Below are 18,886 nucleotides of genomic sequence, written 5' to 3'. Positions count from 1 at the left end.
CCCCTCGCTCACGCCGCGCGCCCCCTGGGGCCTGTCGTCCGGATAGGGCGTCAGCCGCCGTACAACTCCGTGTACGAGGGGAACCCCCCGCCCGGCCCCTCGCTGCTCCGGGCCGCCCGCACCGCCTTGACGATGGCCCGGGCCAGGACGTCGGCGCCCGCCGCCAGGATCTCGTTGACGGCGGCCGGATCCCCGGGTGGCACCCGCACCTGCCCGGTGGCCAGCGTGAACACGGTGTCCCCGTCGGTCAGCAGGTGGACCGGGCGCACCGCGCGCGCCAGGCCGTCGTGCGCGGTGCCCGCCAGCTTCTGGGCCTGTGCCCGGGTCAGGTCCGCGTCCGTGGCGACGACCGCGAGCGTCGTGTTGAACGGCGGGGCCCCGCCCCCGGCCGCCTCCACCGCCTCCCGCTCCCGGGCCAGACGCCGCTCCGCCGCCGCGCGGACCTCGGCCGGAGGGTGGACCGGCGGTTCCCCGGCGCCGTACTCCCCGAACAGCACCCCGGTCCGGGGGTCGACCACGGAGCCCGCCGCGTTCACCGCGACGAGGGCGGCCACCGTGACCCCCGAGGCGAGGCGGGCGCTCGCCGTGCCGATGCCGCCCTTGAGCTGCCCGGCCACCGCGCCGGTACCCGCGCCCACCGAGCCCTCGGCCACGGGCTCCCCGGGCCCCGAGGCGGCCGCGGACTCCACCGCCGCGCGGCCGGTCGACGCGTCGGGCCGGGCCCGCCAGTCACCGCCCCGGCCGAGGTCGAAGAGGGCGGCGGCCGGCACGACCGGCACCACCTGTCCGGGCTCGGCGCCGACCCGGACGCCCCGGCCCTGCTCCTCCAGCCAGGCCAGCACGCCGGACGCGGCGTCGAGCCCGTACGCACTGCCGCCCGTGAGGACCACGGCGTCGATCCGTTGCACCAGATTGCGCGGGTCCAGCGCGTCCGTCTCCCGCGTGCCCGGCCCGCCGCCCCGTACGTCCACGGCGGCCACGGCCCCGCCCTCGGGCGCCAGAACGACGGTCGTGCCGCTCAACGCGCCGACGCCGGCGACCTCCGCGTGGCCGACCCGGATGCCGGCCACATCGGTCAGCGCGTCCAGAAGGGGCGGGAGGGCGGGGGTCTTGTCCTCGCGGGTCATGTGCGGCTCCTCCGGTCGGGATCGGGGCCCGCGGGGGAGCGCGGGCGATGCGCCTCGAACGTACCGGCGAGCCGGGAGCCGTGCGCAAGGCCCCGCACGGGCAGGATGCCCGGACCCGGCCGGGGCAAGGCGACCCTTGCGACTGTCCGGGCGACCCGCTCACCCTCTCACCCCCCAAAACGGGTTCAATCCGCCCAAACAGCCCTACGGTGGTCGGGTGACCGAGCCCTCAGAAGCCACCGCAGCGACCGAGCCCCCCGCACCCGGCGGCCCCGCGGCCACGCCTCCCGCACCGACCGGCCCCCGGTCCGTCACCACCCGGGCAACGCTCGCCGGAGTGGCTGTCTCCGCCCTCCTGATCCTCGCGATCGTGCTCGGCAGCCGCATGCTCCGGAACTTCGACTCGGCCCTCCTCCCCTACGCCGTGGCCACGGTCTTCCTCGCCTTCGGCGTCGCCTACCGCTACACCGTCTGGATTTCCGCCCCCGGCGCCCGACGACTCTTCAAACAGGGCTGGCGCAGCCTCTTCTCGCTGGAGAACTTCCGCAGGGCCCCCACCGCCCTACCGAAGATGACCGCCACCTATCTGGGCTTCCAGAAGTTCCTCGGGGCCCGCTCCCACGCCCGCTGGGCCGCCCACCAGCTGATCTTCTGGGGCTGCATCCTCGCCGCCCTGATCACCTTCCCGCTCACCTGGGGCTGGTTCACCTTCACCTCCGGCACCGGTTCAGGGCCCGGCTACGAGATGCGGATCTGGGGCTTCAAGATCATCGGCTTCGACTCCCTGAACCTTCTCGGCTGGCTGATGTTCCACGGCCTGGACATCGCCGCCGTCCTCGTCATCCCCGGCGCCTCGTACTTCCTGTGGCGCCGGATGAAGGACCGCGGCGCCGTCACCGGCCAGCGCTTCGCCTATGACCTGGTGCCGCTGATCGCGCTCATCGTCATCTCCGTGACGGGCCTGCTGCTCACCTTCTCCTCGGTCTTCCTGCACGGCGGCGGCTACCAGTTCCTGGCGATCCTGCACATGGTGTCGGTGGTCTTCACCCTCATCTACATCCCGTTCGGCAAGTTCTTCCACATCGTCCAGCGCCCGGCCGCGGTCGGCATGCAGCTGTTCAAGTACACCGGCCGCAAGGACGACGAGGTGTTCTCCTGCCGCCGCTGCGAGGAGCCCATCGACACCGGGCCCTACGTCGAGAACCTGCGCGGCACCATGCGCGACCTCCGCCTCGACTTCGACGCCTGGGCCGAATACTGCCCGCGCTGCAAGCGGGTGCTGCGTGGCAGCGCCTATCTCTCCCATGTGAAGAAGGGCTTCAATTGACCGCGGATCCGCGAGCTGCTGCCGACCGCCGCACCTTCATCCCCCTGGATCCCTCCCTCGCGCCGCCCGGCACCCGCGCCTTCCGGGACGCCGGCGGCATCCCGGCCGACCGGTGGCACGCCGACCAGAACGGCGAGACGCTGGTGCCCACCCACTGCTGCTTCTGCGGCGTCCAGTGCGGGATGTATCTGCGCGTGGACCGGGGCGGCAAGGTCTTCGGCGTCGAACCCCGCAACCACGACATCAACCGGATGCGGCTCTGCCCCAAAGGCATCAACGCCTACCAGCAGGTCAACCACCCCGACCGGCTCACCGCCCCGCTGATGCGCCGCTCCCGCGACGAGGAGTTCCGCGAGGTCTCCTGGGAGGAGGCGCTCGACTTCACCGTCTCCGAGGTCAAGCGCATCCAGCAGGCTTACGGCAACGACGCCTTCGGGCTCCTCGGCGGGGCCAGCCTGTTCTCCGAGAAGACCTACCTGGTGGGCAAGTTCGCCCGGGTCGCCCTCAAGTCCCGGCACGTCGACTACAACGGCCGTCTCTGCATGGTCAGCGCCGCCGGCGCCAACAAGCTCGCCTTCGGCATCGACCGGGCCGGCAACCCCTTCTCCGACATCCTGCTCACCGACTGCCTGCTCATCGCGGGCTCCAACGTCGGCGAGTGCTTCCCCGTGATGACCCAGTACGTCTGGGGAGCCCGGGACCGCGGGGCCAGCCTCATCGTCATCGACCCGCGCGAGACCGCCATCGCCCGGACCGCCGACATCCACGTCGCCCTCAAGCCCGGCACCGACTCCGCCTTCTTCACCTCCGTCCTGAACGTCGTCATCGAGGAAGGGCTCACCGACGAGAACTATCTCGACGCCCACGCCACCGGCTGGGCGGAGGTCAAGGCCAAGGCCGCCGAATACCCGCCCTCCCGCGCCGCCGCGATCTGCGGGATCCCCGCCGAACAGATCGTCCAGGTCGCCCGCGCCTTCGCCCGCGCGCCCAAGGCCATGGCCTGGCACGCCCGGGGCATCGAACACCACTCGCAGGGCGTCGAGAACTGCCTCTCCGTGATCAACCTCTGCACCGCCACCGGACACATCGGCAAACCCGGCGCCGGCTACGGCACCATCACCGGCCAGGGCAACGGGCAGGGCGGCCGCGAGCACGGCCAGAAGTCCGACCTCCTCCCCGGCGGACGCTCCATCATGAACGAGGATCACCGTCGCCAGATCTGCGAGATCTGGGGCATCGAGGAGTCCGAACTCCCGCCCGCCGGCACCTCCATGATGGAAATGGTCTGGCAGATGCAACGCCGTGAGATCCGCGGCCTGATCGGCATCTGCAACAACCCCTTCGTCTCCCTGCCCAACTACCGGGTGGTCAAGGAGGGGTACGACACCACCGAGTTCCACGCTCAATTCGACTTCTTCCTCTCCGAGACCGCCGCCAACGCCCATGTCGTCTTCCCTGTCACCACCTGGGCCGAGGACGAAGGGGTGATGGCCAACGCGGAAGCCCGCGTGGTCAAGCACAACAAGGCCCAGGACCCGCCCCCCGGCGTCCGGACCGACACCTGGGTGATGTGCGAACTGGCCCGCCGGCTCGGCGCCGGCGACAAATTCGACTTCCCCGACTCGCGGTCGGTCTTCGACGAGCTGCGCATCGCCTCCGCCGGCACGGTCAACGACTACTACGGCATCACCTACGAACGGCTGGAGGAGACCGGCGGAATCGCCTGGCCCTGCCCCACCACCGATCACCCCGGCACCCCGCGCCTCTTCGAGGACGGGAAGACCTACCACCCCGACGGCAAGATCCACCTTCAGGTCGTCGAGTGGCACCCGCCGATGGACCCGTACGACGACGAGCACCCCATGTCCCTCACCACCGGCCGTACCGTCGCCCACTTCCTCTCCGGCAACCAGACCCGCAGGCTCGGCGCCCTCGTCGAGCAGACCCCGCGCCCCTGGGCCGAGATCCACCCCTCGCACGGCTTCCGCAACGGCGAACCCGTCCGCGTCGTCACCCGACGCGGCAGCGAGGTCTTCCCCGCCCTGGTCACCGAGGCGATCCGCCCCGACACCGTGTTCGTCCCCTACCACTGGCCCGTCCCCACCGCGGCCAACGCCCTCACCATCGACGCCCTCGACCCCCGCTCCAAGATTCCCGAGTACAAGGTGTGCGCCTGCCGTATCGAGCATGCCGCGCGGATCGGCGAGGTCCCCGCCCCGCCGGTCGCTCCCGGCCATGTCGCCTACCCGGAGACCCAGGTCTCCCGTACCGACCCGCTGCCTCCCACGGCCCCCCAGGGCCGTGGCACCTCGGAGAGGAGCTGAGGCCCCATGATGGGCAGAACGATCTTCATCGACCCGGGGCGCTGCATCGGCTGCCAGGCCTGTGTCTCCGCCTGCCGCGAATGCGACTCGCACCGCGGAAAATCGATGATCCACCTCGACTACACCGACGAGGGCCGGTCCGTCGCCTCCCTCCCCACCGTCTGTATGCACTGCGAGGACCCGGTCGCCCCGTGCGCCGAGGTCTGTCCCGCCGACGCGATCCTGGTGACCGCCGACGGTGTGGTGCAGCAGGCCGACACCACCCGCTGCATCGGCTGCTCCAACTGCGTCAACGCCTGCCCCTTCGGCGTACCGAAGATCGACCTCCAGGCGAAGCTGCAGATGAAGTGCAACCTCTGCTACGACCGCACCGCCTACGGCCTCGCCCCCATGTGCGCCACCGTCTGCCCGACCGGAGCCCTCTTCTACGGAACCGTCGAGGAACTCCAGGCGGAGCGCCCCGGCGTCCAGGTCGCCGACACCTTCGTCTTCGGCGAGACCGAGGTCCGCACCGGCGTGGCCATGGTCGTCCCCGCCGAACGCGTCCAGTGGCCCGTGCCCGGCGGTCTTCCCGTCGTCGAGATCAACGGGAAGGACGTCCGCCGATGAGCGTCACCGATCAGCAGCCGGGTGGCGAGCACCCCGCCGGGGGCGACCCGCGCGAGGCACTCCAGGACCGGATCGCGGCCGACTCGCTCACCACCCGGCGGGACTACCTCCGGATCGTCACCACCGTCTCCGGCGGTCTCGCCGTCGGCGGCATCGGGGTGGCCGCGGGCATCCTCCACCGCCATGGCGACGGCGAGGAGGGCAAGGCCCCGGAGGCGAAGCGCATCGCCCAGCAGCTCCTGCCCGGCGAATCGATCGCCTTCCGCTACCCGGGCGAGGAGGACCGGGCCGTCGCCGTCCGGCTCGACGACGGCACCCTCGTCGGCTACTCCGCCGTCTGCACCCACCTCGCCTGCGCCGTGCTCTGGCGCCAGGACCGGGGCACCGAGGGCGAGCTGTACTGCCCGTGCCACGAGGGAGTGTTCGACGCCCGGTCCGGCGAGGTCACCGCCGGGCCGCCGCCCCGCGGGCTGCCCAAGGTCGTGGTGATCGAGCAGGACGACGGAAGCGTGTGGGCCGTGGGGACCACCCGCTCCGGCGAGAGCGTCGAGGAAGGGCTCTGCCGCCAGCTCGGCGGCGAGCGCCCCGAGCTCGCCGCCCGTATCGGCTGCCCGGGCGCCGACGGCGGAGCCGAGTCCCCACCCCGGGCCGCCACCGGGACACGAGCCCGGAACCGGACCACCGGCGTCACGTCCGCCGCCGAGAACGCGGGCGGGCGGGCATGAGCGACTCCGCGCACCCCGAGCAGCCGCTGCCGCCCCCGGGCAGCCACTACCCCACCTACCGCCCCGGCAGTGCTGACCCCGAGCTGAACCGGCCCGTCCACGAGCGGTATCCGCAGATCCGCCCCACCAGCGGATACGGGGACCCCCGCGTCCGGCACACCGGCCCCGGGCCCGGGGCGGGCACCGACCAGAACCCCGAGCGCTCCGCGAAACTGACCGCCCGCCTCGCCCTGGCCATGACCGTCGTCATCGGCCAGCTCTGGGGACTGACGGTCCTGATCGACGAGTGGATGGAGGGCAACACCGGCACGGCCTGGTGGGGGGCCGGCTTCCTCTGCCTGTCGTTCCTCGTCGTGCTCGGCCTGTGGCTCGTCGACCCGAAGGACCGCTGACGCCCGCCGCTCGGACCCTCGGCGGCTCACCCCCCGTGGTGAGCCGCCGTACCCTGGAGACATGAGCGCCGCCCCCGCCCCCCGCCCGCGTGATGCGAAGAAGCAGCAGCCACAGGAGCAGCCGCACCAGGAACCGAAGCCCAAGCCGGTTCTGATCTTCGACGATCCGCTGGACCGGCAGTCCGCGGACGATACGGACCAGGGGTGGGGCGAGCGGCCTCTCTCCGGCGGCAGCGCCGCGGACCTCGCGCGCTTCCTGGACGAGAAGCCGCCCCACCACATCTGAGCGATCGCCCGGAGCGCTACCGGTCCCCGCGCGGACCCGCAGCAGCCCCGCCGGTTCCGCCTGGGCCGTCGCCCGAGTCCGGCCCGTGGGAACCGGGCGCGCCATCGTTGCGCTGGGCGACGAGGGCGTCGCGGATCTCCTTCAGCACCTCCAGCTCGCTCACCTCGATCGTCTCCTGCACGCCTTCCTTGGCGGCCTGCATCGCCGCCCGCCTGGCCAGGTACTTGGCCATCGGCAGCACCATCAGGAAGTACACGACGGCAGCGGTGATCAGGAAGCTGAGCGTCGCGCTGAGCACCGAGCCCCACAGGATCTCGATCCCGTCCATCTTCCCGGTCTTCGGGTCCGTGGTGCACGGGCTCTGAAGGCAGGAGCTGTAGTTGTCCAGGTCCTGGGTGCCGAACGCGCCGACCAGGGGGTTGATGATGCCTTTGACGACCGCGTTCACGATGTTGGTGAAAGCGGCACCGATGACGACAGCCACCGCGAGGTCGATCACATTGCCGCGTGTCAGGAAGACCTTGAAGCCCTCCAGCAGACTGACCTTCTTCTCGCTCACGGGTGAGCCTTCTTTCGCATGGGCGGTGAGAGGAGCAACTTGCTCCGCCACCTAAGGCGGGAGAAGGCGAGACTGTCCAATCGGCCAAGCTCCACCGGCGATGTGAAAGGGCGTCAGTCCACATCGGACACCGCCACGGCCAGCCGCCCCGAAGCGCCCGCGCCGAGCAGCGCCGTGGCCGTCGTCCGCTCCACGGAGAAGACCACCAGCGCCCCGCCCCCCGCCCCCGGCCTCGCATCGGCACCGTCCACCGCGTGATCGCCGGGGCCTGCGCCGGTATGAGGCACCTTCGCCACGCGCGCACCTCGCGCCACCACGCGCGCGTCGCCGCCCGCATCGCCCACCGCGATCACATCGACCCGGTCTCCCGGTCGCAGCAGCCGTACCGTCTCCGGATCCGCGATCCGGACCGGCGCGGAGACCAGCCGCACCGACGGCCGGCCGGTCCCCGGCGGAGCGTCCGGCGGGCCGGCCCCTCCGTCGGCGCTGCTCAGGCCCGTGGTGGCCAGCGCCGCGCCGGCCAGCGCAAGCCCGGCGGCCGCCGCACGCCGTTGCCGACGCAGCATGCGCCGCAGCCGGTCCGCACCACCGCCCCGCACCCGCAGGGGCCCGAACGGCCCCACTCCGCAGGGCGCGGGCACCGGTGCCGGGAAAGGGGGAGCGGACGGGAATGCGGACGTGGACGGTGACCTGGCCGGGGGCGGGGACGGGGGAGTGGGCAGAGACGGGGACATGGCACCACCTGGGATCGGGCGGACGAGTGCGAGGGAGGAGCGCGAGCAAGCAGCGCAGGAGAAAGGGGAGTCCGGACCGGTTCGACCCGGCCGAACTCCCCTCACTTTCCACTCTCCGAGCAGATCCCGCCGAGGCCTGTGGACAGTCCCGGCGTTGTGGACAACTCCGTCCCCCGATCCGGTGAGACCCCCTGCCCAAGCGGCACTCGTCCCCGCTAGGGCAGCGCGATCCCCGTGTCGATCCCGTCCAGCGCATGGGCGCACGTGCAGTTGCGGCTCTCGCTCTTCGGCAGCCCGGCCACCGCGTCGAACAGCACCGAGCGCAGCCGGTCCACATTGGCCGCGAACACCTGGAGCACCTCCTCGTGCGAGACGCCCTCACCCGCCTCGGCCCCCGCGTCCAGGTCGGTCACCAGGGTCATCGTCGTGTAGCAGAGCCCCAGTTCACGGGCGAGTACCGCCTCGGGGTGCCCCGTCATGCCCACGACGGACCAGCCCATCGCCGCGTGCCAGCGCGATTCCGCACGGGTCGAGAAGCGGGGCCCCTCGACCACCACCAGGGTGCCGCCGTCCACCGGCTCCCAGTCCCGTCCCCGGGCCGCTGCGAGCGCCGCCCTGCGCCCCTCGGGGCAATAGGGGTCGGCGAAGCCCAGGTGGACGACGTTCGGCACGGTCCCGTCGGCCCGGGTCTCACCGTCGTAATAGGTCTGCACGCGGGCCTTGGTGCGGTCCACCAGCTGGTCGGGGACGAGCAGGGTGCCGGGTCCGAACTCCGGCCGCAGCCCGCCCACCGCGCACGGCCCGAGCACCTGCCGGACCCCGACGGAGCGCAGCGCCCACAGGTTGGCCCGGTAGTTGATGCGGTGCGGCGGCAGGTGGTGGCCGCGTCCGTGGCGGGGCAGGAAGGCCACCCGTCGGCCGCCGAGCTCGCCGAGGAAGACCGAGTCGCTCGGCTTTCCGTAAGGGGTGTCCACGGAGACCTCGGTGACGTCCTCCAGGAAGGAGTAGAAGCCCGAGCCGCCGATGACACCGATCTCCGCGGAACCCTCGGTCCCCGCCGTACCCGTACCGGAGTTCGTTTCCGTATGTGCGTTCACCATGCGGTCACCGTATCCGCAGGGGCAACGCCCGGACCCCGCCGAGTGGTCTCGGCGGGGTCCGGTGAAAAGCAGGTGGGGCGTACGCGGGCTCAGGCGGCCGACGTACCGCTCGACGAGGCCGGCGCGGAGGCCGACGACGAGGAGGAGGCGGACGAAGACGACGACGACGATGCGCCCGCCTTCGTGTCCGAACCCGACGACGAGGACGACGCGGAGTCGGACGACTTCGATGCCGCCGGCGCCGGCGTGCTGCTCGACGAGGAGCCGCGGCTGTCGTTCCGGTAGAAACCGGAACCCTTGAAGACGATGCCGACCGCGGAGAACACCTTCTTGAGGCGTCCGTCGCAGCTCGGGCACACGGTCAGGGCATCATCGGTGAACTTCTGCACCGCCTCGAGGCCCTCGCCGCATTCGGTGCACTGGTACTGATAGGTCGGCACTTGCTCCTCCTGGCACTCTCACTCAGTGAGTGCTAACGACGTTCCATACTGACGTATTCCGTTGAATCAGTCCACCGTGACCGGCTCGCGGTGACCGATCCCACGTGCCACGGTGCGTCCCGGGGACCTCGGAGTCAGCCGGGAGCGCAGGGCCAGCAGGGTCATCAGGGCCAGTGCGGTTCCGGCCAGGGGGACCAGGAATCCGGTGCTGGCGCCGTGGGCGTCGGCGAGCTGCCCCGCCACGGTCACGGCCGCCGCCTGTCCGAGCGCCACCGCGCCCGTCAGCCAGGTGAAGGCCTCGGTACGGGCGGTGGCGGGCACCAGCGCCTCGACCAGGGTGTAGCCGCTGATCAGCGCCGGGGCGATGCAGAGGCCGACCAGCAGGCCGAGTCCGGCCAGCAGGGGCACCGAGTGCACGGCCCACAGGCCGGACGCGGTCAGGGTCAGCGCCACGTACCCGACGATCAGCCGACGGCGCGGGCTGCTCTTCCAGGCGATGGCGCCGCAGGCGATGCCGGCGAGCATGTTGCCCGCCGCGAAGATCCCGTAGAGGACGCCGTTCACGCCGGGGTGGCCGATCTCCTCGGAGAACGCGGTCAGCGAGACCTGCATCCCGCCGAAGACCGCGCCGATGCCCAGGAAGGTGACGGCCAGGACGCGCACGCCAGGAATGGAGAGCGCCGAGGCGTGCGGTTCGGCTTCGGTGGCCGCGTTGCGCGGGGCGGGCTGGGTGGCGCGCTGCGCCGCGAAGAGGAGGCCGCCGACCAGGGTCAGGGCGGCTTCCGTGATCAGTCCGGCTGCCGGGTGTACGCCGGTGCACAGCGCGGTGGCGATCACCGGGCCGAGGACGAACGTGAACTCGTCCGTCACCGACTCGAACGCGGCCGCTGTGGACATCAGCGGGGAGGCGGGCCGGTCGGGGGTCGCCCCCAGCATCGCCGCCCAGCGGGCCCGCACCATGGGGCCGATCTGCGGGATCGAGGCACCGGTCGGCACGGCGGCGACGAACAGCGCCCACAGGGGGGCATCCGTCAGCGCCAGTACGGTCAGGGCGCTCACGGAGACGGCATGGAGGAGGACTCCGGGCAGCAGGACGGCGCGCTGGCCGAAGCGGTCGGCGAGTTTGCCGCTCTGCGGGGCGAACAGCGCCATGGAGACGCCGGAGACCGCCGCGACGGCGCCCGCGCTGCCGTACGAGCCGGTCGTGTGCTGCACGAGGAGGACGATGCCGATGGTGAGCATCGCGAAGGGCTGCCGTGCGGCGAAGCCGGGGAGGAGGAAGGTCCACACACCGGGCGTGCGCAGGAGTTGCCCGTATCCGGGGCGGTCGGAGACCGTGGTCGCCACGGTCCTTGCCTTTCTGCCGCCTGGTGGCCCTGCTTCCCGGCGCCCTTGTGGGGCGGGCCGGACGGAAGCGGCCGAGAGCTGTCCTCTTCGCGCGGAACTGCGGTAGATGCCGGGCGACTCGCTGCAATCGGCGAAGAAACGCCGGGCGAAGAGACACCACGACCGCCATACGGTCGCGCCAGCTCTGCATCAGACAGAGTTGGTCGATCAGGTTTGCCTTCATGCTACAGGCAGGGCGCCCCGTGCGCCTGTGATTGCGCACGAGGCTTCCGTATCAGCCTGTGATCTGCGACGCGTTTGCCGCTGACCGCCTGTGTTGTCGCCTCATGTGGGCTCAGGAACGTGCTTTTGCGCCACTTCCGCTTCCGCTCCCGTTGGCCCCGGCTCCGCCGAGTTTCTTGGCCAGCTTCATCGCCTGGGGGATGGCGGACCCGCCGTGGGGCCCCGCAGCGCCGGGCGTCAGGGAAGCGGGGGATCCGCCCGTGCCCAGCCAGCCGGCCAGCTTGCCGCCCTCGGCGACCGCCCGCAGCCGTTCCTCCGTCCGGTCGCGCACGGGGTCGGTGGCCACCACCAGCAGCTCGTCCCCGCGCCGCAGCACCGTCGCCGGGGACGGGACGAAGCTCTGGTTCTCCCGGACCACCAGCGTGACCGCGGCGCCGGCCGGGAGCCGCAGCTCGCCTACCTCGACGCCGTGCATCTTCGACTTCGTGGGGATGGCGACCGACAGGAGATGGCCGCGCAGCCGTTCCAGCGGGGCCGACTCGATGCCCAGGTCGTCGGCCTCTGCCGGGTCGTCGGCGATGTTCAGCTTGTTCGCGACCCAGGGCAGTGTCGGGCCCTGGATCAGGGTGTAGACGATGACCAGGACGAAGACGATGTTGAAGATTCTCGTACTGCCCTCCACCCCGGACACCATCGGAATGGTCGCCAGGATGATGGGCACGGCCCCGCGCAGCCCGGCCCAGGACATGAGGACCTTCTCGCGCGCCGGCATCCGGAACGGCGCGAGACTCAGGAAGACCGACAGGGGCCGCGCCACCATGGTCAGCACCAGGCCCACGACGATGGCGGGCCAGAAGTCGTCGACCAGGTCGTGCGGGGTGACCAGCAGACCGAGCAGCACGAACATGCCGATCTGGGCCAGCCAGCCGAGCCCGTCGGCGAAACCGCGCGTGGCGGGCCAGTGGGGCAGCTTGGAGTTGCCGAGGATCATCGCGGCCAGGTAGACGGCGAGGAACCCGCTGCCGTGGGCCATGGCGCCCGCCGCGTACGCCGAGACGGCGATGGCCATCACGGCGATCGGGTAGAGGCCGGAGGCGGGCAGGGCCACGTGCCGCAGTCCCAGGGACCCCAGCCAGCCCACCGCGATACCGATGGCGGCGCCGATGGCCAGCTCCAGGGCGATCTCCGCGACCAGGAGATACCAGTGCTCGACCGGGCCGACCGCGGAGAACGCGACGACCAGGATGACGACGGGAGCGTCGTTGAAGCCGGACTCGGCCTCCAGGACTCCGGTGATCCGGGGCGGCAGCGGCACGCGGCGCAGCACGGAGAAGACGGCCGCGGCGTCGGTCGAGGAGACGACCGCGCCGATGATGAGCGCCTGGCGCCAGTCCAGGCCGACGAGATAGTGCGCGGCCGAGGCGGTGATGCCCACGCTGATGGCGACGCCGATGGTGGAGACCACCGCGGCGGCGGGCAGGACGGGTCTGACCTCTTTCCACTTCGCCCCGAGTCCGCCCTCGGCCAGGATGACGACCAGAGCGGCGTAACCGATCACCTGCGTCAGTTCGGCGTTGTCGAACTTGACGTCGAAGATGCCGTCCTGTCCCAGGGCGATTCCGATGCCGAGATACAGGAGCAGGCTGGGGAGTCCGCTGCGCGAGGAGATCCGTACCGCCGCGACGGCGACGAGCAGGACGAGCGAGCAGACGAGCAGGAGTTCGTTGAGCGCGTGGACAGTCAGGGTCCGTTCCTTCCCTGCGTGCGCCTGCCGGATCGTCCTCCGGCAGCCAGGTACTTCGTTACCTTACCTAATCGTTAACGATTCCTTGACGGCTTCGAGTGTTCGTACGAGGAAGACGCAAATGGATGCATCCCTATACCGCGTCCGAGTGGCTTCTCCGCTGCGCCTATGGTTGCTCCTGCACTCCCAGGACCACCCTGCCCCTCGAAGGACAGCGATGCCCGCCAACACAACCGCCTCTTCCGGCCCTTCCGACGCGAAGAAGCCCGGCAGGAAGAAGGGGCGACGCGCCCGCCTGCTCGTGCTCGTCCTGGTGCTGGCGCTCGTCGCGGGTGTCGGATACGGGGCGTACTGGTCCGTATCCACCGTGCGGGCCTCGTACCCGCAGACCACCGGGTCGATGAAGCTCGACGGCCTTTCCGGTGACGTCGAGGTCAAACGCGACTCCTACGGAATTCCGCAGATCTACGCGGACTCCGACGCCGACCTCTTCCGCGCCCAGGGCTTCGTCCAGGCGCAGGACCGCTTCTGGGAGATGGACGTCCGGCGGCACATGACGTCCGGCCGGCTCTCCGAGATGTTCGGTTCCGGACAGGTCGAGACCGATTCCTTCCTGCGGACGCTCGGCTGGCGGCAGGTGGCGCAGAAGGAGTACGACGAGGTCCTGGACGAGGGCACCAAGAAGAACCTCCAGTCGTACGCGGCGGGCGTCAACGCGTATCTGAAGGGCAAGGAAGGCCGGGACATCTCGGTCGAGTACGCGGCGCTGGGGCTGACCAACGACTACAAGCCCGGCGAGTGGACCCCGGTGGACTCGGTGGCCTGGCTCAAGGCGATGGCCTGGGACCTGCGCGGCAACATGCAGGACGAGATCGACCGTTCGCTGCTGACCAGCCGCCTCGACCAGGACCAGATCAAGGACCTGTACCCCGGTTACCCGTACAAGCAGAACAAGCCGATCGTCGAGCAGGGGGCGGTCTCCCCGGTGACCGGGAAGTTCGACCCCGCGGCCACCCCGTCGGACAACGTCGGCTCCACGACTCCCGGGGGGGCCACCGACGGCCTCAACACCCAGCTCTCCGCCCTCTCCGACACCCTCGACGAGATCCCGGCGCTGCTCGGCCCGAACGGCAACGGCATCGGCTCGAACTCCTGGGTCGTCGACGGCAGGCACACGACGTCCGGCAAGGCGCTGCTCGCGAACGACCCGCACCTCGCGCCGATGCTGCCCTCCCTCTGGTACCAGATGGGCCTGCACTGCCGGGAACTCTCCGCGACCTGCCAGTACGACACGGCCGGCTACACCTTCTCCGGGATGCCCGGTGTGATCATCGGTCACAACCAGGACATCTCCTGGGGTCTGACCAACCTGGGCGCCGACGTCACCGACCTGTTCCTGGAGAAGGTCTCCGACGACGGCTATCTGTACGACGGCAGCACCAAGCCTTTCAAGACCCGCGAGGAGACCATCAAGGTCGCCGGCGGCCGGGACCGGACGATCACCGTCCGCGAGACGAACAACGGGCCCCTGGTCTCCGACCGCAGCAAGGAACTGGACAAGGTCGGCCAGAAGGCGCCCGTCAGCAACGCCGCCCCCGACCGTGCCGACGGCTACGCGGTGGCGCTGAAGTGGACCGCGCTGCAGCCCGGGAAGTCCATGGACGCCGTTTTCGCGCTCAACCGGGCCAAGGACTTCACCACCTTCCGGGCGGCCGCCGAGAACTTCGAGGTCCCCTCGCAGAACCTCATCTACGCCGACACCGAGGGCAACATCGGCTACCAGGCCCCCGGCAAGATCCCGGTCCGCTCCGAGGGCTTCGACGGCACGGCGCCGGCGCCGGGCTGGGACCCGAAGTACGCGTGGAAGGGGTACATCCCCTTCGACGAGCTGCCCTACGAGTACAACCCGGACCGCGGCTTCATCGTCACCGCCAACCAGGCCGTCATCGACGAGGAGAAGTACCCGCACCTCCTGACCAAGGACTGGGGCTACGGCGCCCGCAGTCAGCGGATCAACGACCTCCTGACCCAGAAGATCAAGGGCGGCGAGAAGGTCTCGACCGATGACATGCAGAAGATGCAGATGGACAACTTCAGCGAGATCGCCGCGCTGCTGGTGCCCGAACTGAAGAAGATCAACGTCTCCGACCCGAGCGTCCGCGAGGCCCAGAAGCTGCTTGAGGGCTGGGACTACACCCAGGAGCCCGACTCGGCCGCCGCCGCGTACTTCAACGGCGTCTGGCGCAACATTCTGAAGCTCGCCTTCGGCAACAAGCTGCCCAAGGAGATGCGGGTCAAGGGCGACTGCCTCAATGTGCCGCCGGCCAAGAACAGCGGCCCGGCCGACCAGCAGAAGAAGCTCGTCCGCGAGTGCGGCCAGCGCGACGGCGACACCGCGCAGCCGGACGGCGGCGACCGCTGGTTCCAGGTGGTCCGAAACATCGTGGGCGACCAGGACAACGCGTGGTGGAAGGCGCCCGCCCGGGGCCGCGAGGACGCTCTGGAGAGCCGGGACGACCTGTTCGCCCGGGCGATGGAGGACGCCCGCTGGGAGCTGACCTCCAAGCTCGGCAAGAACATCGACACCTGGAGCTGGGGCCGGCTGCACCGCCTGACGCTGAAGAACCAGACCCTCGGCACCGAGGGCCCCGGCCTGCTCCAGCGGGCGCTCAACCGCGGTCCCTGGAACCTCGGCGGCGGCGAGGCCGCTGTCAACGCCACCGGCTGGAACGCGGCGAGCGGCTACGAGGTCGTGTGGGTGCCGTCGATGCGCATGGTCGTCAACGTGGGGGACTGGGACAAGTCCCGCTGGATCAACCTCACCGGCGCCTCCGGGCACGCGTTCAGCGCGCACTACACGGATCAGACCGACAAGTGGGTCGACGGCGAACTGCTCGACTGGTCCTTCGGGGCCGACGCGGTCGAGGAGTCCACCGTCGACACGCTGACGCTGAAACCGTAGAGCGTAGAGCTACGAGGAGAGCTACGAAGGCGCTGCGAAGCGCCGCGCTCCGGCCGGGGTGACCACCGCGTCCACGGGGTGGTCGTGCGGTTCCGACGGGACCCGCGCGACCACCTCGTTCTCGTACAGGAGCACGACGAGCGACGGGTGCGCACCGGCGGCCGTCAGCCGGGCCAGTACCCGGTCGTAGCTGCCGCCGCCCCGTCCCAGCCGCATCCCGGCCCCGTCCACCGCCAGGCCGGGCAGCAGCATCGCGTCGGCGGTGAGGACGGCGTCGGGGCCCAGCCGCGGTCCGTCCGGCTCAAGGAGCCCCCGCCCGGCCGGCAAGAGGTGCGCCGGGCCCGCGTAGGCGGCCCAGTCCAGGTCGTTGTCGGCGAGGAGGACCGGCAGCAGCACCCGCACGCCGCGCCCGCGCAGCGCTTCCAGGAGGGCGCGGGTGCCCGGTTCGCGTCCCACGGAGACGTACGCGGCGACCGTACGGGCGTCGGCCAGTCCGGGCAGGCGCAGCGCCGCCTCGGCGAGAACCGCGGCGGCCCGGACAGCGTCCTCCTTCGTCAGGAGGGCCCGCGCGGCGAGCAGTTCGCGCCGCAGCGCGCTCTTCGCGGACGCCTTTCCGGACTTGTCGGTGTTCAATGGTCACTCGCACGATTCTCGTATGGGCATATTTAAGGACGAAGTTAACCGGAATATCAGCTTCCGGCCTTGTGCACCCGTTAAGGTCTGCTCATGACTCAGTCGCCCTCCAGGATCAGCAAGGCCGTCATCCCGGCAGCAGGTCTCGGCACCCGGTTCCTGCCCGCCACGAAGGCCACTCCTAAAGAGATGCTGCCTGTCGTCGACAAGCCGGCCATCCAGTATGTCGTCGAAGAAGCCGTGGCAGCGGGCCTGTCCGACGTACTGATGATCACCGGCCGCAACAAGCGTCCCCTTGAGGACCACTTCGACCGCAACTACGAGCTGGAGTCCGCGCTCACCCGCAAGGGTGACGCCGAACGCCTCGCCAAGGTCCAGGAGTCCAGCGACCTGGCCACCATGCACTACGTACGCCAGGGCGACCCCCGCGGCCTCGGGCACGCCGTGCTGTGCGCGGCCCCGCACGTGGGCGACCAGCCCTTCGCGGTGCTGCTCGGCGACGACCTGATCGACCCGCGCGACGCGCTGCTGGCCCGGATGGTCGAGGTCCAGGAGCGTGAGGGCGGCAGCGTCATCGCGCTGATGGAGGTCGACCCCGCGCAGATCCACCTGTACGGCTGCGCCGCCGCGGACGCCACCGTCGACGGCGACGTCGTCCGCGTCACCGACCTGGTCGAGAAGCCGGACCCGGCCGACGCCCCCAGCAACCTCGCCATCATCGGCCGGTACGTCCTGGACCCCGCGGTCTTCGACATACTGCGACACACCGAGCCGGGCCGCGGCGGCGAGATCCAGCTCACCGACGCGCTCCAGCTGCTGGCCGCGGACGAGAAGATCGGCGGCCCCGTGCACGGCGTCGTCTTCAAGGGCCGCCGCTATGACACCGGCGACCGCAGCGACTATCTGCGCGCCATTGTCAGACTGGCGTGCGAACGTGAAGACCTGGGGCCGGACTTCCGGACCTGGCTGCGCAAGTACGTCGCTGAGGAGATGTAACCCCGTGAGCAGCACGATCTGGTCGGTCGACGAGCACCTGGACGACATCCTCGCCGCGGTGAGGCCGCTGGAGCCCATCGAGTTGCAGCTGCCCGACGCCCAGGGCTGCGTCCTCGTCAAGGACGTCGTCGTGGAAGTGGCCCTGCCGCCCTTCGACAACAGCTCCATGGACGGTTACGCGGTCCGGATCGCCGATGTCGAGGGCGCGAGCGAGGAGTTCCCCGCGGTCCTCACCGTCATCGGCGACGTCGCCGCGGGCAGCGCGGGGCTCGCCGACGACCAGGTCGTGGGGCCGGGACAGGCCGCCCGCATCATGACGGGGGCCCCGCTGCCCGCCGGTGCGGAGGCCGTGGTCCCGGTCGAGTGGACCGACGGCGGCACGGGCGAGGGCCCGGCCGAGGGGATGCGCGCCCACGCCGACGCGCCGGAGGGCGCCACCGGCGAGGTCAAGGTGCACCGGCCCGTCGTGGCCGGCGCCCATGTGCGCGAGCGCGGCAGCGACGTCAAGCCGGGCGAGCTGGCCCTGGCCGCCGGGTCGGTCGTCGGCCCGCCGCAGATCGGGCTGCTCGCGGCGATCGGCTGCTCCACCGTGGTCGTGCGGCCCCGCCCCCGCGTGGTCGTCCTGTCCACCGGCAGCGAACTGGTCCAGCCCGGCGAGACGCTGACGGGCGGCCAGATCTACGACTCCAACAGCTTCGCGCTGACGGCCGCCGCCCGGGACGCCGGAGCCATCGCCTACCGGGTCGGCGCGGTGGCCGACGACGCCGAGACGCTGCGCGCCACGATCGAGGACCAGCTGATCCGCGCGGACATCGTCGTCACCACGGGCGGCGTCAGCGTCGGCGCGTACGACGTCGTCAAGGAGGCGCTGTCCTCCGTCGGGGACGAGGACGAGCCGGGCAGCGGGGTCGAGTTCCGCAAGCTCGCGATGCAGCCGGGCAAACCGCAGGGCTTCGGATCGATCGGCCCGGACCACACCCCGTTGCTGGCCCTCCCGGGCAACCCGGTGTCTTCCTACGTCTCCTTCGAGCTGTTCGTCCGCCCGGCCATCCGTGCCCTGATGGGCCTCCCCGACGTGCACCGCCCCACGGCCCGCGCGGTGCTGAGCGCCGACAAGGCGCTCAGCTCGCCGGAGGGCCGCCGTCAGTTCCTGCGCGGACGCCACGACGCGGAGGCGGGCACGGTCACCCCGGTCGGCGGCTCCGGTTCGCATCTGATCGCCGCGCTCGCGCAGGCGGACGTGCTGATCGTGGTGCCCGAGGACGTCACCTCGCTGGAGCCCGGCACGGAGACGGACGTGATCCTGCTCCGCTGACCGCAGCCCGGTGGCGGTACGGTATCTGCCGCCGTGCCTTCCGG

17 protein-coding genes are annotated in these 18,886 nt (G+C 71.0%); 9 read left to right on the top strand and 8 right to left on the bottom strand.

Annotated elements, in window-relative coordinates; translation table 11 throughout:
* Positions 1 to 50: 50 nt before the first annotated feature.
* Positions 51 to 1,127 carry a P1 family peptidase gene (locus tag ACFWRV_RS23415; RefSeq protein WP_384337560.1) on the bottom strand — a complete coding sequence of 359 codons (1,077 nt, stop codon included), beginning with the start codon at positions 1,125 to 1,127 and terminating at the stop codon, positions 51 to 53.
* A 217-nt stretch (positions 1,128 to 1,344) separates the two neighbouring features.
* Here ACFWRV_RS23415 and ACFWRV_RS23410 point away from each other — a divergent pair, with 217 nt between their 5' ends.
* The 6 genes from ACFWRV_RS23410 (at position 1,345) to ACFWRV_RS23385 (ending at position 6,790) form a co-directional block, all read left to right on the top strand.
* A complete protein-coding gene (locus ACFWRV_RS23410; protein WP_384337558.1) occupies positions 1,345 to 2,454 on the top strand; it encodes an MFS transporter in 1,110 nt (369 codons plus the stop codon).
* On the top strand, positions 2,451 to 4,778 hold the full coding sequence (locus ACFWRV_RS23405; protein ID WP_384337556.1) for a molybdopterin oxidoreductase family protein: 2,328 nt from the start codon (positions 2,451 to 2,453) through the stop codon (positions 4,776 to 4,778). Before ACFWRV_RS23410 ends, ACFWRV_RS23405 begins: the two co-directional genes overlap by 4 nt.
* A gap of 6 nt (positions 4,779 to 4,784) precedes the next feature.
* Complete coding sequence (locus tag ACFWRV_RS23400; RefSeq protein WP_044371306.1) at positions 4,785 to 5,387, top strand: 4Fe-4S dicluster domain-containing protein; 603 nt, start codon at positions 4,785 to 4,787, stop codon at positions 5,385 to 5,387.
* On the top strand, positions 5,384 to 6,112 hold the full coding sequence (locus ACFWRV_RS23395) for a ubiquinol-cytochrome c reductase iron-sulfur subunit (RefSeq protein WP_384337554.1): 729 nt from the start codon (positions 5,384 to 5,386) through the stop codon (positions 6,110 to 6,112). Before ACFWRV_RS23400 ends, ACFWRV_RS23395 begins: the two co-directional genes overlap by 4 nt.
* Positions 6,109 to 6,504 carry a hypothetical protein gene (locus tag ACFWRV_RS23390; protein WP_384337552.1) on the top strand — a complete coding sequence of 132 codons (396 nt, stop codon included), beginning with the start codon at positions 6,109 to 6,111 and terminating at the stop codon, positions 6,502 to 6,504. The genes ACFWRV_RS23395 and ACFWRV_RS23390 overlap by 4 nt, the downstream gene beginning before the upstream one ends.
* A 61-nt stretch (positions 6,505 to 6,565) precedes the next feature.
* Positions 6,566 to 6,790 (top strand): hypothetical protein, encoded by a 225-nt coding sequence (locus tag ACFWRV_RS23385; protein ID WP_384337550.1) that lies wholly within the window; start codon positions 6,566 to 6,568, stop codon positions 6,788 to 6,790.
* Between the two features lie 16 nt (positions 6,791 to 6,806).
* On the opposite strand, the gene ACFWRV_RS23380 is transcribed toward ACFWRV_RS23385, so the two are convergent.
* From ACFWRV_RS23380 to ACFWRV_RS23355, 6 genes are all read right to left on the bottom strand, one after another.
* On the bottom strand, positions 6,807 to 7,349 hold the full coding sequence (locus ACFWRV_RS23380; RefSeq protein ID WP_384337548.1) for an MscL family protein: 543 nt from the start codon (positions 7,347 to 7,349) through the stop codon (positions 6,807 to 6,809).
* Between the two features lie 113 nt (positions 7,350 to 7,462).
* Positions 7,463 to 7,948 carry a hypothetical protein gene (locus tag ACFWRV_RS23375; RefSeq protein ID WP_384337601.1) on the bottom strand — a complete coding sequence of 162 codons (486 nt, stop codon included), beginning with the start codon at positions 7,946 to 7,948 and terminating at the stop codon, positions 7,463 to 7,465.
* 350 nt (positions 7,949 to 8,298) lie between these two features.
* Positions 8,299 to 9,183 carry an S-methyl-5'-thioadenosine phosphorylase gene (locus ACFWRV_RS23370; protein WP_384337546.1) on the bottom strand — a complete coding sequence of 295 codons (885 nt, stop codon included), beginning with the start codon at positions 9,181 to 9,183 and terminating at the stop codon, positions 8,299 to 8,301.
* A gap of 89 nt (positions 9,184 to 9,272) precedes the next feature.
* Positions 9,273 to 9,623, bottom strand: coding sequence for an FmdB family zinc ribbon protein (locus ACFWRV_RS23365; protein ID WP_384337544.1), 351 nt, complete (start codon positions 9,621 to 9,623; stop codon positions 9,273 to 9,275).
* A 66-nt stretch (positions 9,624 to 9,689) separates the two neighbouring features.
* A complete protein-coding gene (locus ACFWRV_RS23360) occupies positions 9,690 to 10,970 on the bottom strand; it encodes an MFS transporter (RefSeq protein ID WP_384337542.1) in 1,281 nt (426 codons plus the stop codon).
* Positions 10,971 to 11,304: 334 nt separating this feature from the next.
* A complete protein-coding gene (locus ACFWRV_RS23355; RefSeq protein ID WP_384337599.1) occupies positions 11,305 to 12,909 on the bottom strand; it encodes a potassium/proton antiporter in 1,605 nt (534 codons plus the stop codon).
* Between the two features lie 244 nt (positions 12,910 to 13,153).
* Here ACFWRV_RS23355 and ACFWRV_RS23350 point away from each other — a divergent pair, with 244 nt between their 5' ends.
* Entirely contained in the window at positions 13,154 to 15,898 is a 2,745-nt protein-coding gene (locus ACFWRV_RS23350) for a penicillin acylase family protein (RefSeq protein WP_384337540.1), read from the top strand.
* Positions 15,899 to 15,919: 21 nt separating this feature from the next.
* Here ACFWRV_RS23350 and ACFWRV_RS23345 read toward each other — a convergent pair whose 3' ends face one another.
* Entirely contained in the window at positions 15,920 to 16,531 is a 612-nt protein-coding gene (locus tag ACFWRV_RS23345; protein ID WP_384337538.1) for a 5-formyltetrahydrofolate cyclo-ligase, read from the bottom strand.
* 93 nt (positions 16,532 to 16,624) lie between these two features.
* Here ACFWRV_RS23345 and galU point away from each other — a divergent pair, with 93 nt between their 5' ends.
* The gene (gene galU, locus ACFWRV_RS23340; protein WP_205084607.1) at positions 16,625 to 17,527 is read left to right on the top strand and encodes a UTP--glucose-1-phosphate uridylyltransferase GalU; all 903 of its coding nucleotides are present in this window, start codon (positions 16,625 to 16,627) and stop codon (positions 17,525 to 17,527) included.
* Positions 17,528 to 17,531: 4 nt separating this feature from the next.
* Complete coding sequence (gene glp, locus ACFWRV_RS23335; RefSeq protein ID WP_384337535.1) at positions 17,532 to 18,842, top strand: gephyrin-like molybdotransferase Glp; 1,311 nt, start codon at positions 17,532 to 17,534, stop codon at positions 18,840 to 18,842.
* The last annotated feature ends 44 nt before the right edge of the window (positions 18,843 to 18,886 follow it).

The organism is Streptomyces sp. NPDC058576 (assembly GCF_042718715.1).
Taxonomy (GTDB): Bacteria; Actinomycetota; Actinomycetes; order Streptomycetales; family Streptomycetaceae; genus Streptomyces.
This window is presented reverse-complemented; position numbering and strand designations above follow the sequence as displayed.